General features: G+C 70.9%; 15 protein-coding genes. 5 read left to right on the top strand and 10 right to left on the bottom strand.

The features are described 5' to 3' along the window. Nucleotides 1-146 precede the first annotated feature (146 nt). From rlmB to WAB15_RS24455, 6 genes are all read right to left on the bottom strand, one after another. Nucleotides 147-1,100 carry a 23S rRNA (guanosine(2251)-2'-O)-methyltransferase RlmB gene (gene rlmB, locus WAB15_RS24480; protein ID WP_399148652.1) on the bottom strand — a complete coding sequence of 318 codons (954 nt, stop codon included), beginning with the start codon at nucleotides 1,098-1,100 and terminating at the stop codon, nucleotides 147-149. A 128-nt stretch (nucleotides 1,101-1,228) separates the two neighbouring features. Continuing rightward, on the bottom strand, nucleotides 1,229-2,623 hold the full coding sequence (cysS, locus tag WAB15_RS24475; protein WP_407287550.1) for a cysteine--tRNA ligase: 1,395 nt from the start codon (nucleotides 2,621-2,623) through the stop codon (nucleotides 1,229-1,231). Between the two features lie 112 nt (nucleotides 2,624-2,735). After that, nucleotides 2,736-3,140 carry a PPOX class F420-dependent oxidoreductase gene (locus tag WAB15_RS24470; protein ID WP_407287549.1) on the bottom strand — a complete coding sequence of 135 codons (405 nt, stop codon included), beginning with the start codon at nucleotides 3,138-3,140 and terminating at the stop codon, nucleotides 2,736-2,738. Nucleotides 3,141-3,305: 165 nt separating this feature from the next. Further along, nucleotides 3,306-3,815 (bottom strand): 2-C-methyl-D-erythritol 2,4-cyclodiphosphate synthase, encoded by a 510-nt coding sequence (ispF, locus tag WAB15_RS24465; RefSeq protein ID WP_399148655.1) that lies wholly within the window; start codon nucleotides 3,813-3,815, stop codon nucleotides 3,306-3,308. After that, nucleotides 3,808-4,554, bottom strand: coding sequence for a 2-C-methyl-D-erythritol 4-phosphate cytidylyltransferase (gene ispD / locus WAB15_RS24460; RefSeq protein ID WP_399148656.1), 747 nt, complete (start codon nucleotides 4,552-4,554; stop codon nucleotides 3,808-3,810). Before ispD ends, ispF begins: the two co-directional genes overlap by 8 nt. 396 nt (nucleotides 4,555-4,950) lie before the next feature. Further along, nucleotides 4,951-5,433 (bottom strand): CarD family transcriptional regulator, encoded by a 483-nt coding sequence (locus WAB15_RS24455; protein WP_003953493.1) that lies wholly within the window; start codon nucleotides 5,431-5,433, stop codon nucleotides 4,951-4,953. A gap of 816 nt (nucleotides 5,434-6,249) precedes the next feature. Here WAB15_RS24455 and WAB15_RS24450 point away from each other — a divergent pair. After that, nucleotides 6,250-6,906, top strand: coding sequence for a DUF461 domain-containing protein (locus WAB15_RS24450; protein WP_407287548.1), 657 nt, complete (start codon nucleotides 6,250-6,252; stop codon nucleotides 6,904-6,906). A gap of 91 nt (nucleotides 6,907-6,997) precedes the next feature. On the opposite strand, the gene WAB15_RS24445 is transcribed toward WAB15_RS24450, so the two are convergent. Both WAB15_RS24445 and WAB15_RS24440 read right to left on the bottom strand, forming a co-directional pair. After that, the gene (locus WAB15_RS24445) at nucleotides 6,998-7,678 is read right to left on the bottom strand and encodes a response regulator transcription factor (protein WP_006603892.1); all 681 of its coding nucleotides are present in this window, start codon (nucleotides 7,676-7,678) and stop codon (nucleotides 6,998-7,000) included. Then, nucleotides 7,675-8,943: a sensor histidine kinase gene (locus WAB15_RS24440; RefSeq protein ID WP_399148658.1), complete on the bottom strand. Its 1,269-nt coding sequence runs from the start codon at nucleotides 8,941-8,943 to the stop codon at nucleotides 7,675-7,677. Before WAB15_RS24440 ends, WAB15_RS24445 begins: the two co-directional genes overlap by 4 nt. A gap of 516 nt (nucleotides 8,944-9,459) precedes the next feature. Between WAB15_RS24440 and phoU the strand changes: the two genes are divergently transcribed. Continuing rightward, nucleotides 9,460-10,137, top strand: coding sequence for a phosphate signaling complex protein PhoU (gene phoU / locus WAB15_RS24435; protein WP_399148659.1), 678 nt, complete (start codon nucleotides 9,460-9,462; stop codon nucleotides 10,135-10,137). Nucleotides 10,138-10,560: 423 nt separating this feature from the next. Here the strand turns inward: phoU and WAB15_RS24430 are convergent, their stop codons facing one another. Then, entirely contained in the window at nucleotides 10,561-10,809 is a 249-nt protein-coding gene (locus tag WAB15_RS24430; RefSeq protein WP_399148660.1) for an SCO4226 family nickel-binding protein, read from the bottom strand. Between the two features lie 183 nt (nucleotides 10,810-10,992). Here WAB15_RS24430 and WAB15_RS24425 point away from each other — a divergent pair, with 183 nt between their 5' ends. Together WAB15_RS24425 and WAB15_RS24420 are read left to right on the top strand one after the other, a co-directional pair. After that, nucleotides 10,993-11,430, top strand: coding sequence for a hypothetical protein (locus WAB15_RS24425; RefSeq protein ID WP_407287547.1), 438 nt, complete (start codon nucleotides 10,993-10,995; stop codon nucleotides 11,428-11,430). Nucleotides 11,431-11,777: 347 nt separating this feature from the next. Continuing rightward, nucleotides 11,778-12,146, top strand: coding sequence for a hypothetical protein (locus WAB15_RS24420; RefSeq protein ID WP_399148662.1), 369 nt, complete (start codon nucleotides 11,778-11,780; stop codon nucleotides 12,144-12,146). Between the two features lie 196 nt (nucleotides 12,147-12,342). Here WAB15_RS24420 and WAB15_RS24415 read toward each other — a convergent pair whose 3' ends face one another. Beyond that, the gene (locus WAB15_RS24415) at nucleotides 12,343-13,104 is read right to left on the bottom strand and encodes a phosphoglyceromutase (RefSeq protein WP_399148663.1); all 762 of its coding nucleotides are present in this window, start codon (nucleotides 13,102-13,104) and stop codon (nucleotides 12,343-12,345) included. Nucleotides 13,105-13,319: 215 nt separating this feature from the next. Between WAB15_RS24415 and WAB15_RS24410 the strand changes: the two genes are divergently transcribed. Next, complete coding sequence (locus tag WAB15_RS24410) at nucleotides 13,320-14,627, top strand: MDR family MFS transporter (RefSeq protein ID WP_407287546.1); 1,308 nt, start codon at nucleotides 13,320-13,322, stop codon at nucleotides 14,625-14,627. Nucleotides 14,628-14,640 lie beyond the last annotated feature (13 nt).

Below are 14,640 nucleotides of genomic sequence, written 5' to 3'. Positions count from 1 at the left end.
TAAGACACTGCCTTGACCGGGCCGATCTGTCCGAGACCCGTCAAAAGATCACGGGATACGGGCAGTGCGTACGGAGGGTCAGGTTTTGCCCCGAGGTGCGGCGCGGGTGCGGCGCACCCGTACCGGCCGCCCCGGGGCACCGCCGCTCAGGCGCGCCGCCGCGCCGCCTCCCACAGCACGACACCGGCCGCGACACCGGCGTTCAGCGACTCCGCGCCGCCCGGCATCGGGATCCGTACGCGCAGATCGCAGGTCTCGCCGACCAGCCGCGACAGGCCCTTGCCCTCGCTGCCGACGACGATGACGACCGGGCCGTCCAGCGCCTCGACGTCCTGCAGCTCCAGCTCGCCGTCGGCGGCCAGGCCGACGACCGTCAGACCGGCCTTCTGGTACGACTCCAGGGCGCGGGTGAGGTTGGTGGCGCGGGCGACCGGCGTACGGGCCGCGGTGCCCGCCGAGGTCTTCCAGGCGCCGGCCGTCATTCCGGCGGCGCGGCGCTCGGGCACGACCACGCCGTGGCCGCCGAAGGCGGAGACGGAGCGGACGACGGCGCCCAGGTTGCGCGGGTCGGTGACCCCGTCCAGGGCGACGATCAGCGGGTCCTCGCCGGCGTCGAAGGCGGCGGCCGCCAGGTCCTCGGGGTGGGCGTACTCGTACGGGGGGATCTGCGCGACCAGGCCCTGGTGGTTGAGGCCGTTGGTCATGCGGTCCAGCTCGGGGCGGGGCGCCTCCATGAGGTTCAGCCCGCGCTCGGTGGCGAGCTGGATCGCCTCGCGCACCCGCTCGTCGCTGTCGATGAACTGCTGGACGTACAGGGTCGTGGCGGGCACGCCCTCGCGCAGCGCCTCGACGACCGGGTTGCGGCCGACGACCAGCTCCGCGGTGCCCTTGGCGCCACCGCGCCGCGGGGCCGGGCGGCGCGCCGCGGCCTGCTTCGCCTGGGCGTTGGCGACCCGGTTCTTGACGTGTCCCTTACGCGCGGAGGCGGGCGGGGTGGGGCCCTTGCCCTCCAGGCCCCGGCGCCGCTTGCCGCCGCTGCCGACCTGCGCGCCCTTCTTGTTGGACGTGCGGCGGTTCCTGCGCTGGCTGTTGCCGGCCATGGGTCACCTGTTTCTTCACTGCTCTCGACGTCTCGCGACGTGGAGTGGGTACGTACGTATGGAATGAGTGTCGCCCGCGGCCACCGGGAAGGGCGAATCCGGGTGGCCGCCCACGGGCGCGACGGGGGTCAGGACAGCGACCAGCGCGGGCCCGACGGGGTGTCCTCGATCGACAGTCCCGACTGCTGGAGCTGGTCGCGGATGGCGTCCGCGGTGGCGTAGTCCTTGCGGGAGCGGGCGGCCTGGCGCTGTTCGAGGACGAGGCGTACGAGGGAGTCCACGACGCCGTGCAGGTCCTCGCCGCGGTCCGTGCCGCCGCCGGCCCAGCGCTCGTCGAGCGGGTCCAGGCCCAGTACGCCGAGCATCGCCCGCAGCTCGGCCAGCCGGGCCACCGCGGACTCCTTGTCGTCGGCGGTCAGCGCGGCGTTGCCCTGCCGGACGGTGGTGTGCACGATCGCCAGGGCCTGCGGGACGCCCAGATCGTCGTCCATCGCCTCGGCGAAGGCGAGCGGCACCTCGGGCGCGGGCTCGACGACGCCGGCCTTCTCGACGACGCGCTGGACGAAGCCCTCGATCCGCGCGAACGCGGACTCGGCCTCGCGCAGCGCGTCCTCGCTGTACTCGATCATCGAGCGGTAGTGCGGGGTGCCCAGGTAGTAGCGCAGGACGATCGGGCGCCAGCGCCGGACCATCTCGGAGACGAGCACGGAGTTGCCCAGCGACTTGGACATCTTCTCGCCGCTCATGGTCACCCAGGCGTTGTGCGCCCAGTACGCGGCGAAGTCGTCGCCGAAGGCCTTGGCCTGGGCGATCTCGTTCTCGTGGTGCGGGAAGACCAGGTCGACGCCGCCGCCGTGGATGTCGAAGGCGGAGCCCAGGTACTTGTGGGCCATCGCCGAGCACTCCAGGTGCCAGCCGGGGCGGCCGCGGCCCCAGGGGGTCTCCCAGCTGGGCTCGCCCTCCTTGGCGGCCTTCCACATGGCGAAGTCGCGCGGGTCCCGCTTGCCGGTCTCGCCCTCGCCGGACGGCTGGCGCAGGTTGTCCAACTCCTGGTTGGACAGCTGGAGATAGCCGGGGAAGGACCGGACGTCGAAGTAGACGTTGCCGTCGGCGGCGTAGGCGTGGCCGCGCTCGATCAGGCCGCGCATCATCTCGATCATCTCGGGGATGTGGCCGGTGGCGCGCGGTTCGCAGGTCGGGCGCAGGCAGCCGAGGGAGTCGTACGCCGTGTTGAAGGCGACCTCGTTCTCGTAGCCGATCGACCACCAGGGGCGGCCCTGCTCCTCCGACTTCGCGATGATCTTGTCGTCGATATCGGTGACGTTGCGCACGAACGTCACGTCGTAGCCGCGGTACTCGAACCAGCGGCGCATGATGTCGAAGTTCAGTCCCGACCTGATATGCCCGATGTGCGGGGCGGCCTGCACGGTCGCACCACAGAGGTAGATCGAGACACAGCCCGGCGTGAGCGGGGTGAAGTCGCGAATCTGCCGGGCGCTGGTGTCGTACAGGCGAATCGTCACGGAACCAGGGTAGTCGGAACCGGGCAGTGCCCCGCGACGCATCGGCCACGGGGACGCGGATCCGCCAAAACCGTCCGATTTGCCGGATCCCACTGCCCGGATGGCGGTTCCGTCAGATACTGCCGACCACCTTGTGCGGGGTGATCCGGACGACCACCCGCGGGGCGTCGTCGGCCGCAGCCGGGTTGAAGTCCGCGTAGTCCTTGCCGGTGTACTTCCGGGACAGCTCGTCGATCAGCTCCGGGCCGCCCTCGGTGGTGAGGGTGGCGGTGCCGCGGATCTCCGCGTAGGTGTAGGGGGCGTCGAAGGGCTGGAAGACGACCGAGACGCGCGGGTCGCGGCGGATGTTGGCCTCCTTACGGCGGCCGGCCGTCGTCGAGATCAGCAGATCGTCGCCGTCCCGCTTCACCCACACCGGCGAGACCTGCGGACTGCCGTCGGGCTGGATCGTCGCCAGGGTCACGAACACGGGCGAGTCGAGGAGCATGCGGAGTTCGTCGGACAGGGTGGCGGTCACGAGGGGTCCTTCCTGCGGGCCGTCGGCGGGGGCACGAGTACCGCGATCCTCCCTCAACCAACACCCGTGCCACGCCCGGCATTCCCGCGCCATACGGGTGGGGAAACGCCGGGCGCCGTGCCCGCCGGTGCGGGCCGCGCGGCTCGGCGCCGGGGGCGTACGCGCTCAGGCCGTACGGAAGACGATCGCGGTGGCGACCGCCGCCAGCCCCTCGGCGCGGCCGGTCAGACCCAGCCCGTCCGAGGTCGTCCCGGAGACCGACACCGGTGCGCCGACGGCCGCCGACAGCGCCTTCTGCGCCTCGTCGCGCCGCTTGCCGACCTTCGGGCGTACGCCGATGACCTGCACCGCGACATTGCCGATCGCGTAGCCCTCGGCCCGGACGATCCGCGCGGCCTCGGCCAGCAGCGTCACCCCGGAGGCGCCGGACCACTCGGGGCGGTCGGTGCCGAAGTGCGCGCCCAGGTCGCCGACGCCGGCCGCCGAGAAGAGCGCGTCGCAGGCGGCGTGCGCGGCCACGTCGCCGTCGCTGTGGCCGGCCAGACCGTACTCCTCGCCCTCCCACAGCAGCCCGGCGCACCACAGCTCGCGGCCCCGCTCGAAGGCGTGCACGTCGGTGCCGATGCCGACGAGGGGGATGCCGGCGGGGGCCGGCTCGGAAATCGGCTCAGACATAGCCATCGGTGGCCCTCCTACGGGCGAGTACGGCCTCGGCCAGGACCAGGTCCAGCGGCCGGGTCACCTTGAACGCCTCCTCGTGGCCGGGGACGACCACGACGGGTGCACCGAGCCGCTCGACCAGCCCGGCGTCGTCGGTGGCGCCCTCGCCCTCGACGACGGTGTCGTGCGCCTTGAGCAGGGTCGCCGGGTCGAAGCCCTGCGGGGTCTGCACGGCGCGCAGCAGCGCCCGCTCCGGGGTGCCGACGACCGGCTCGGGGGTGCCCTGGGGCCGTGGGTCGATCTGCTTGACGGTGTCGGCGAGCGGCAGCGCGGGCACGACGGCCGGCGCACCGGCGCGGACCGCCGCGATCACCGCGTCGACGGTGTCGACCGGAACCAGCGGGCGGGCGGCGTCGTGCACCAGGACCACGTCGATGTCCTGCGGCAGCGCCGCCAGACCCAGCCGTACGGACTCCTGGCGGGTCCGGCCGCCGGGAACGACCACCAGGTCGGTGCGGTCGGCGAGCGGGTACTCGTGCAGCAGACGGTCGACCTCGGTGGCGCCGTCGGGCGGGGCGACCACGACGATCAGCGAGACGGCGCGGGAGGCGGCCATCGCGCGGACGGCGTGCACCAGCATGGGCGTGCCGCCCAGCGTCCGCAGCGCCTTGGGGGTGCCGGGACCGAGCCGGACGCCGCGGCCGGCGGCGGGGATCACCGCGGCGGTGCGGATCGGGCGGGAGGGATCTGACATCGATGGCTCCGGAGTCCGGGGCGAGCCCGGAATTGGCGCAGACAGGTTTGTTTCCTCGGGCGAGGTGGGTATGGCCTGGGCGTGCCCCTTGCTCGCAGAGCGTGGGGAGTGCCGGGTGCGACGCCTTGACCGGACCCTTCCGTGACATCGGTCGGGGCAGGTGCCCGGGACGCCACAGTGGCTCGGCCCCCAGCGGGTCGTCGGTCTCGCCGACCCCGGCCGATCGCCGCCTCAGAGGCAGATATGCCGCAGCGCCCGGCAACAGACCGCTCCCCATGGGAAACGGTCGTCACTCGGGCACCGCGGCATCGCTACGTCATCACTGCGTGTCGTCACTGGTGGGTGTCGTCGCTGCGTATGTCGTCATTCATTGCGTCGGACGAGCGCCTTACGGCCTCAGGACGCGAGAACCTCGTCGAGCAGGGCCTCGGCCTTGTCCTCGTTGGTGTTCTCGGCGAGGGCGAGTTCGCTCACCAGAATCTGGCGGGCCTTTGCGAGCATCCTCTTCTCACCGGCGGAGAGGCCGCGCTCGCGCTCACGCCGCCACAGGTCGCGCACTACTTCGGCGACCTTGATCACATCGCCGGAAGCGAGCTTCTCGAGATTTGCCTTGTAGCGACGGGACCAGTTCGTCGGCTCTTCGGCATACGGTGCGCGAAGCACCTCGAAGACCCGGTCCAGCCCGTCCTGGCCAACCACGTCGCGTACGCCGACGAACTCCGCATTGTCCGCTGGCACACGAACAGTCAAGTCGCCCTGGGCGACCTTCAGCACCAAGTAGGTCTTGTCCACGCCTTTGATCTGGCGAGTTTCGATGGCCTCGATCAGCGCGGCCCCGTGATGGGGATAGACCACGGTGTCGCCAACCTTGAACGTCATGTGACAGGTACCCCTTCCGTGGCTATCCATGCTAACACGGGAACGGGCCGTTCTGAATGGCGTTTTCGCAGGTCAGGGCATATCTCGGGGCTTGACAACAGAGACCGGAACGTGCTGCGAGGGGCCCTTCGACGCAGGTATTCGCAGGTCGGAGGTGCTTCGCGGGCAAGCGGAAACGCGCTCGCCACGCACCGGGAACACCAAGATCGACGGGCTGAACGTCCCGTTTTGCACGGATCCACATGAGCGAGTTCCGCTACTCCGTTCGGCCGCCCAGGTACCCCAAGGGGTCGATTCTCGAATTGATCACCTTCCGACCGGTGAAGAGTGTGATCAATTCCGCGAGGCCTTCACATTCCCTTCGAATACTTCTTTTCACCTGGGAAACCGGCCGGGGAAACGTGCGCGTGCCCACTCGAACGGCCGCCCGCCGAATATCTCCTCCCTGTTCCCCCGTCCATACTCCGGCGGAGTTCCCCCGGCGCCGTTCCCCGGATGATCTCCGGGAGCGTTCCCGGCGAACTCGGAAGATCTTGAACCGCGGCCGGCTTTCCGTCCGGCTATCGCGCGGCGGGGCCCGGGGCCGCGGGCCGGCGGACCGTGCGCGGACGGCGGCGAGGGGCCCGTGATCGCGCTGGGGGCGGGTCGGGTGCGGCGGCGCGAGGACGGCTCGGTAACCTAGCGGCGCTGACACACCCTTAGGGCGGCTTTACGTACGCGTCGTACCCGACGCCTACGCGGCGCCGCCCCAGCCGTCCATCCGCGACCGGGCACGAACGTTCGGCCGCCGTAGCTCGTCAAGGAGATGCCGCCGCCGTGAGCCGCAGCCTTCGACGCGGCGTCCTCGCCGCCACCGTCCTTTCGCTCTCGATCGCCACGCTGTCCGCGTGCGGGGCCGGGAACGACGCCCAGACGCTGCAGGTCAAGCCGGACAACGCCGCGACCTCCGCCGGCGACATCAAGATCCAGAACGCCTCCGTCATCACCCAGCCCGAGCTGGACGCCAAGGGCCCGGCCGTGGTGACCGCGACGCTGTTCAACAACGGCTCCAAGGACCAGAAGCTGACCGGGATCGCCGTCGACGGCACCGGCCAGTCGGCCAAGCTGACGCCGGCCGGCGGCGGCTCGGGCTCGATCACCGTGCCGGCCGGCGGCTCGGTCGTGATCGGCGGGGCGGACAACGCCTCGGCCGTCCTGGCGAGCGGCCGGGAGGCCGTCCAGGACGGAAACGTCCAGAACCTGACGTTCGACTTCAGCTCCACCGGCAAGGTGAAGATCACCGCCTTCGTCGTCCCGGCGAAGAGCTACTTCGAGGGCTACGGGCCGTCCCAGGTGCCGCAGCCGTCGGGCTCGGCCACCCCGGGCGGCAAGCCCTCGCAGTCGGGCAAGCCGTCCGAGTCCGGCACGCCCACCTCCACGGCCTCGCCGACCGGCACCACCAAGCCCGCGGGCTCGTCGCACAGCGGTCACTGACCCGCTCGTCATACGTCAGGGGCGCCCGTCCGATCCGGAGGGGCGCCCCTGGCGTATGCGGCCGGTCGGCCGGCGACCTTCGGCCTACGGCCTACGGCTCGAACTTGTAGCCCAGGCCGCGGACCGTGACGAGGTAGCGCGGCGCGCCCGGGTCGGGCTCGATCTTGGCGCGCAGCCGCTTGACGTGCACGTCCAGGGTCTTGGTGTCACCGACGTAGTCGGCGCCCCAGACCCGGTCGATGAGCTGCATGCGGGTCAGCACCCGGCCCGCGTTGCGCAGCAGCATCTCCAGGAGGTCGAACTCCTTCAGGGGCAGGTCGACCTTGCCGCCGGAGACCGTGACGACATGGCGGTCCACGTCCATCCGGACCGGGCCGGCCTCCAGGGCCTGCGGGGTGACCTCCTCCGGCTCGCCGCGGCGGCGGAGCACCGCGCGGATGCGGGCCACCAGCTCACGGGAGGAGAAGGGCTTGGTGACGTAGTCGTCGGCTCCTATTTCCAGGCCGACGACCTTGTCGATCTCGCTGTCCTTGGCGGTCACCATGATGACCGGGACGTTGGAGCGGCCGCGCAGCTGGCGGCAGACCTCGGTGCCGGGCAGGCCCGGCAGCATCAGGTCCAGCAGCACGAGGTCGGCGCCGTTGCGCTCGAACTCGTCGAGTCCGTCAGGGCCCGTTGCCGCGATGGCGACCTCGAAACCCTCCTTGCGAAGCATGTACGACAGTGCGTCGCTGAACGATTCCTCGTCCTCGACGACGAGCACTCGGGTCACGGAAGGACCTCCGGGGCTGGGTGAGCAGGGAGCGGATCGTTGAAGGTCTCGTACGGGCGGTCCTCGTCGTCGAGGCCCTCCGCGGAGAGGTCGGCGGGCCGTTCGCGGTCGCGGACGGCTCCGGCTTCCGGGAGACGCAGGGTGAAGGTGGAGCCCTGTCCCTCAGCGCTCCAGACCGTGACCTCCCCGCCGTGCGAGGCGGCCACATGCTTGACGATGGCGAGGCCGAGGCCGGTCCCGCCGGTGGCGCGCGAGCGCGCCGGGTCCACGCGGTAGAACCGCTCGAAGACGCGGTCCCGGTCCTTTTCCGATATCCCGATGCCCTGGTCGGTCACCGCGATCTCGATCAGGTCCCCACCGGGCGCGGAGACCCGGCGCCCGGCGATCCCGACGCGGGTGCGCGCCGGGGAGTAGTTGACGGCGTTCTCGACGAGGTTGCCCAGGGCCGCCGCGAGCTGGCCGCGATTTCCCCAGACGTGCAGCTCGGCGGTGCCGCCGACGGCCATGGTGATCTGCTTCGCGCCGGCCTGCTGGCGGCAGCGGTCGATCGCCTCGGCGACCAGCTCGTCGACCCGGACCGGCTCGGCGTCCTCCAGCGGGTCGTCGTTCTGGACCCGGGAGAGGTCGATGAGCTCCTGGACGAGGTTGGTCAGGCGGGTGGCCTCGTTCTGCATCCGGCCGGCGAAGCGGGTGACGGCCTCGGGGTCGTCGCTGGCGTCCATCACAGCCTCGGAGAGCAGCGACAGCGCGCCGGCGGGGGTCTTGAGCTCATGGCTGACGTTGGCGACGAAGTCACGGCGGACGGCCTCTATGCGGCGGGCCTCCGTCAGGTCCTCGACGAGCAGCAGGACGAGCCGGGAGCCGAGCGGGGCGACTCTGGCCGAGACCGCGAGGGCCTCGCCGCGGCCGGTGCCGCGGCGCGGCAGATCCAGCTCGACCTGGCGTATCTCGCCGTCCCTGCGGGTGTCGCGGGCCATCTGGAGCATCGGCTCGACGGCGAGCTTGCCGCCGCGGACCAGGCCGAGGGCGTACGCGGCCGAGCTGGCCTTGACGACGGCGTCGGCCTCGTCGAGGACCACTGCCGAGGAGCGCAGCACCGACAGCACGGTGTCGACGCCGGGCGGCAGCACGGCGTCGGTGTGCAGGGAGGTACGGGTGGGTTTGGCCTGGTCGCGCTCGCTCCAGCGGAACGCCAGCATGGCGAAGACGCCGGTGCACAGTCCGGCGATCGCTGCCACTGCGGCGACGGCCGCATCCACGTTCATGAGTCCAGAGTATGTGCCGGGTCGGACACCGCCCCAGCCTCGCGAGCCGCTGCACGAACAGCCGTCGCCCAGAGTTCACCGTGGCGTTCGTACGGGTTCACTCCGGAGGCCGGTACGGGGCGGCCGGCGGGCCGGCGGACGCCCCTGGGGTACCGGCGCGAGCGCCCCGTCGCGTCGGCGCGCGGTCGGGTGAACAGCACCGGCGGCCTCGGGGCAGTGGCGGCGTCGCCCAGAGTTCACCTTCACGTCGGCACCGGTTCACCCCGGGTGGCACCGCAGGTCGCGATCCGGCCGCAGGGTGAGGGTGCGGGTGACGGATCGACTCAAAGCGGCCGTGGGGCCAGGGCTCCACCGGAGCACCGGCACTGCGGAGCACCGGCTCCGTGGAGCACCGCCCTTTTTCGGACACGGGCCGCACGGGAACGGACCGTGAGACCGTGGGCGCAGGTCAACCCTGCACCCCGTCCCACCCCCCACACACGCCACACCACCACTCGACGCGAGAGAAGGTCACAGATGCGGGACGCGTACCACGAGGAGCTGGATTCGATCGGCGAGGGCCTGGTCGAGATGGCCCGGCTCGTCGGCTCCGCGATCGGGCGCGCCACCACGGCGATACTCGACGCGGACCTCAAGCTGGCCGAGCACGTCATCGCCGCCGACGAGAAGGTCGACGACCTGCAGCGCGATCTGGAGGCCCGGGCGATCGCCCTGCTGGCGCGGCAGCAGCCGGTCGCCACGGACCTGCGGATCGTCGTCACCTCGCTGCGGATGAGCGCCGACCTGGAGCGCTCCGGCGACCTGGCCCAGCACGTGGCCAAGCTGGCCCGGCTGCGCTTCCCGGAGACGGCCGTACCGCGCGATCTGCACGCCACCATCCTGGAGATGGGGCAGCTGGCGCAGCGGCTGATGGCGAAGGCCGCCGAGGTCATCATCACCAAGGACGTCGATCTCGCGCTCCAGCTGGAGCAGGACGACGACGCGATGGACATGCTGCACCGCACGCTCTTCCAGCACCTGATGGACGACCGCTGGAAGCACGGCATCGAGACGGCCGTGGACGTGACCCTGCTGGGCCGCTACTACGAGCGCTTCGCCGACCACGCGGTCTCCGTGGCCAAGCGGGTCGTCTACCTCGTGACCGGTGAGCACGCCGACGAGATCGCCCCGCCGGCGTCGGTGGACGGCGCGTAGCCGGGAGGGCGTCGTCCAAGGGGGCGGGCCGGCGGCGTGCGTCCGCCCCCTGAGCGACCGAGCGCCATTGACGTGTGCCTCCACGCGCCGTTGACGCGCCGTGCCGGCCGGGCTTGCAATGGGCGACGGTGCCCCACCGGGCACCAGACGACCCCTAGGAGGCAATGCATGGCATCCATTGCGCACTCCCACACCCCCGTCGAGCACCCGCAACCCGCCCAGATGTCCTGCTCGTGCGGCCCCGGGTGCAGTTGCGGCTGCCAGTCGGGCGGACCGTGCCAGTGCGGCGGGGGCTGCTAGCGGCACCGACCGCCCACGGCACAGTGCCATCGCGGCCCCGGTCGGCTGATCAGCCGGTCGGGGCCGCTGCCGTGTCCGAGGACCGGGGCCCCTATTTGGGGCGGCCCCTGCCGCACCGCCGGGTCACAGGCTGAGTGTCAGCGGATGGATCTCGTCCGCTTTGTGGCCGGCGCGCTCGTGTATGCGCTGCACCGCGCCCGCCGAGGGCGCGTCCGACAGGCAGAAGACGTCGCCGGACTCGGTGTCGGCCCAGGCGCGCTCGAAGGTCACGCCCTCCTCGCTCTGTATGGCGAGGTCGGCCTGGTGTGCCTCGTTGAACTTCTCGGGCGTGAGGCCCGTCATGCCGTGATGGACGTCCATGAACTTGGGCATCTGAGTCATCCTTCCGCTCGCAGACGGTGCCGGGCAGGGCTCCCGTCCCCTCCCGCAGCCCCCGCGCCCGGTTCCCCCACAGTTCCTGCACTTCCATGCTGCCTCCGTACGTCCAGGTTCTCGCCCCAATGGCCCGCCTTCCCCCCGTTGCGCCGCCGTGCCGCGCCCGGCGAGATGGGACTCATGCAGCCGAATTCCCCTCCTTCGGACAGCCCGCCCGTACCGCCCGCCGAACGCTCGCACTGGGTGGTCTTCGCCGGCATCCTGCTGATGCTCAGCGGCCTGTTCGACATCCTCAACGGCTTCGTGGCACTGCTGGACCACGGCTACTACGCGACGACCGCCAACCACGGGAACCGCCTGCTGGTCTTCAACTTCGCCGCCTGGGGGTGGGTGTGGATCATCGTCGGGATCGCGCAGATCCTGGCCAGTCTGGGCGTGCTGCCGGGCGTACGGGCCGCGCGGATCACCGGCATCGTGCCGGCCTCCGCCTGCCTGGTCGGCCAGCTGACGTTCCTGTCGACGTTCCCGTACTGGCCGATCTTCGTCATGGTGATGTCGCTGCTGGTCGTCTACGGGCTGGTCGTCGAGCCCCGGCACGTACGGGGAGCGCGGGTCTGAGGCCCGGCCCGCGCGAAGCCCGTCGCGCGGCCGCCACCACAGCGACAAGCCCCCGCCTGCGGGAAATCCGCGGGCAGGGGGCTTGATCCGGCCGCACAGGGAGTTCGGGCACCGCCGGCGGTCGCTATCACTCGGCCTCCGCCCCAGGGCAAGAAGAAGCAATCCACGCCTGAGGGCCCGCCACCTGCACTTTCCACCTGGTGGCGGGCCCTTCTCGCTGCCCGTGGGCCGTCAGCGGCCGGCCGGCTCCGGCCTGACGCGGTCCGCAGCCCGTCTCCCTACTCCATGCGGATGATCATGCTGGTAGCGTCGCGATCTTGTACGACTCACCTGAAGAAAGAGGAAACATGCGTTACGCCCGGACGCTGGGGGCCGTTGCCTTCGCCGCGGCAGCCACCGTGCTCGCGACCTCGCCCGCGCACGCGGCCTCGTACACCGCGCACCCCCACTACATGAACAAGGGGAGCGCTGTGTTCAACAGCTCCACCAACACGCTCAAGGTGTGCGACAACGCCGCTGACGGCCTCAGCGTCATGGTGACGATCGAGGACGACGGCAACTTCTTCGGCTACGACATGACCAAGGGCAACGGCCAGTGCCAGACGTACAAGCCCAAGCTCCACAACGGACAGCGGTTCACGCTCCAGGCCTTCAACGGCAAGAAGGGTAAGGCCGTTTCGGGCTCCCACGGGTCTCTGGTCTACGGGATCGTGTAACAGACCGTACGGACCGTACATGCGCCGCCCGGCGGGGTCCTAAGTCAGTTGGTTGGGGTACCCGCACGCACTGACCAAGGGCAGAAAAGGGCTCAGGCCAGAAGATCACCCGCGCTGACGGCCCACAGACGGCCCGAGAACGGCGACGGCCCCTCATCTGCGGCACATACGCAGGTGAGGGGCGTGATCGCGATTCTTACTTCTTCTTGCCCTGGTTCTTCACGGCCTCGATGGCGGCCTTGGCGGCCTCCGGGTCGAGGTAGGTGCCGCCGGGGGTGACCGGGCGGAAGTCGGCGTCGAGCTCGTAGGAGAGCGGGATGCCGGTGGGGATGTTCAGGCCGGCGATGTCCGCGTCGGAGATGCCGTCGAGGTGCTTGACCAGGGCGCGCAGGCTGTTGCCGTGGGCGGCGACCAGCACCGTGTGGCCCGCGAGGAGGTCCGGGACGATGCCGTCGTACCAGTAGGGCAGCATCCGCGTGACGACGTCCTTGAGGCACTCCGTGCGCGGGCGCAGCTCGCTGGGGATGCCGGCGTAGCGCGGGTCGTCGCTCTGGGAGAACTCGGAGCCGTCCTCAAGGGCGGGCGGCGGGGTGTCGTACGAGCGGCGCCAGAGCATGAACTGCTCCTCGCCGAACTCGGCCAGCGTCTGCGCCTTGTCCTTGCCCTGCAGCGCGCCGTAGTGGCGCTCGTTCAGCCGCCAGGTGCGGTGGACCGGGATCCAGTGCCGGTCGGCGGACTCCAGGGCCAGCTGCGCGGTGCGGATGGCGCGCTTCTGGAGGGAGGTGTGCACTACGTCGGGGAGCAGGCCGGCGTCCTTGAGCAGCTCTCCGCCGCGGACCGCCTCCTTCTCGCCCTTCTCGTTGAGGTTGACGTCCACCCAGCCGGTGAACAGGTTCTTCGCGTTCCACTCGCTCTCGCCGTGACGGAGGAGGATCAGCTTGTACGGTGCGTCGGCCATGCCGTCGAGCGTAATCCAATTCCGGATATGGCCTTGCGCGGGTCCACGACCTGGGCTTCCCGGCGAGGTTTGACGGTTCCCGTCAATTGAGTGGCGACGGGAGCCGACCCGTATGTAGGTTGCGAACGTCGCCTGCGCCACTTACCCACATCCACCGGACAGGCCTCGCACGCGCCCGCGCACCACCGTGCGCCGCACCATCAGGGGGAACTGTCATGTCCGCATCCATCAGCAGACTGAGGCGCGCCGCCGTGGAGAGCGTCTCGGGTCTCCCCCGCCAGTTCTGGTGGCTGTGGACCAGCACCCTGATCAACCGTCTGGGCGCGTTCGTCGCGACGTTCCTGGCGCTCTATCTGACCGTCGAGCGCGGCTACTCCGCCTCCTACGCCGGCCTGGTCGGCGCGCTCTACGGCCTGGGCGGCGTGGTCTCGTCCATCGGCGCCGGCGTGCTGACCGACCGCCTCGGCCGCCGCCCCACCATGCTGATCGCCCAGCTGTCCACGGCGGCATCGGTGGCGCTGCTCGGCTTCATGGAGGACCCCGTCGCCATCGCGGCGGTGGCGGCCGTGGTCGGCATGGCGACCAACGCCTCCCGCCCCGCCGTCCAGGCGATGATGGCCGACATCGTCGCCCCCGAGGACCGCGTCCGCGCCTTCTCCCTCAACTACTGGGCGATCAACCTCGGCTTCGCGATCTCCTCCACCGCCGCCGGACTCATCGCCGAACACGGCTACCTGGCCCTCTTCCTGGGCGAGTCCGGCCTCGTACTCGCCTGCGCCGTCGTCGTCTTCGTCAAGCTGCCGGAATCCCGCCCCGCCACGACCGCGCCGGCCGACCCCCAGGACACCGCCACCTCCTCCCCCGCCCCCGTCTCCATGCTGACCGTGCTGCGCGACGGCCGCTTCATGACCGTCGTCGGCCTCAACCTGCTGCTGGCGATGCTCTTCCAGCAGGCGTACGTCTCCATGCCGGTGTCGATGGGTCAGAACGGCTTCTCCAGCGCCGACTTCGGCACGGTCATCGCGGTCAACGGCGTCCTGATCGTGCTGCTGCAGATCCCCGTGACCCGCTTCATCGAGCACCGCAGCCCCGCGATGCTGCTCATCGGCTCGGCACTGCTGACCGGCTACGGCTTCGGACTGACCGCGCTGGCGGGCTCCGTCGCCATGTACGCGCTCGCCGTGGCCGTCTGGACCCTCGGCGAGATCATCAACTCCCCCACCCAGATGGGCCTGGTGGTACGCCTCTCCCCCCTCCACGGCCGCGGCCGCTACCAGGGCATGTACGCCCTGTCGTGGTCCATCGCCTCCCTGACGGCCCCTCTGCTCGGCGGCACGGTCATCGACCACTACGGCGCGGATGTCCTATGGGCGGGCTGCGCGGCCGTCGGCACGGTGGCGGCACTCGGCTACGGACTGCTGCTGCGGAGCCTGCCGCCCGCGGCGGAGCCGGTCGCGAGGTCGCCGCGCGGGGCGGGCGCGGAAGGGGCGGTTGCCCCGGCAGCGGGCGAGACGGTGGCGTGACAGGCGGTGCGAG

It is taken from the genome of Streptomyces sirii (assembly GCF_045690365.1).
In the GTDB taxonomy this organism is placed as follows: domain Bacteria; phylum Actinomycetota; class Actinomycetes; order Streptomycetales; family Streptomycetaceae; genus Streptomyces; species Streptomyces sirii.
The sequence above is the reverse complement of the archived record's forward strand: the minus strand, read 5'-3'. Positions and strand labels throughout refer to the sequence as shown.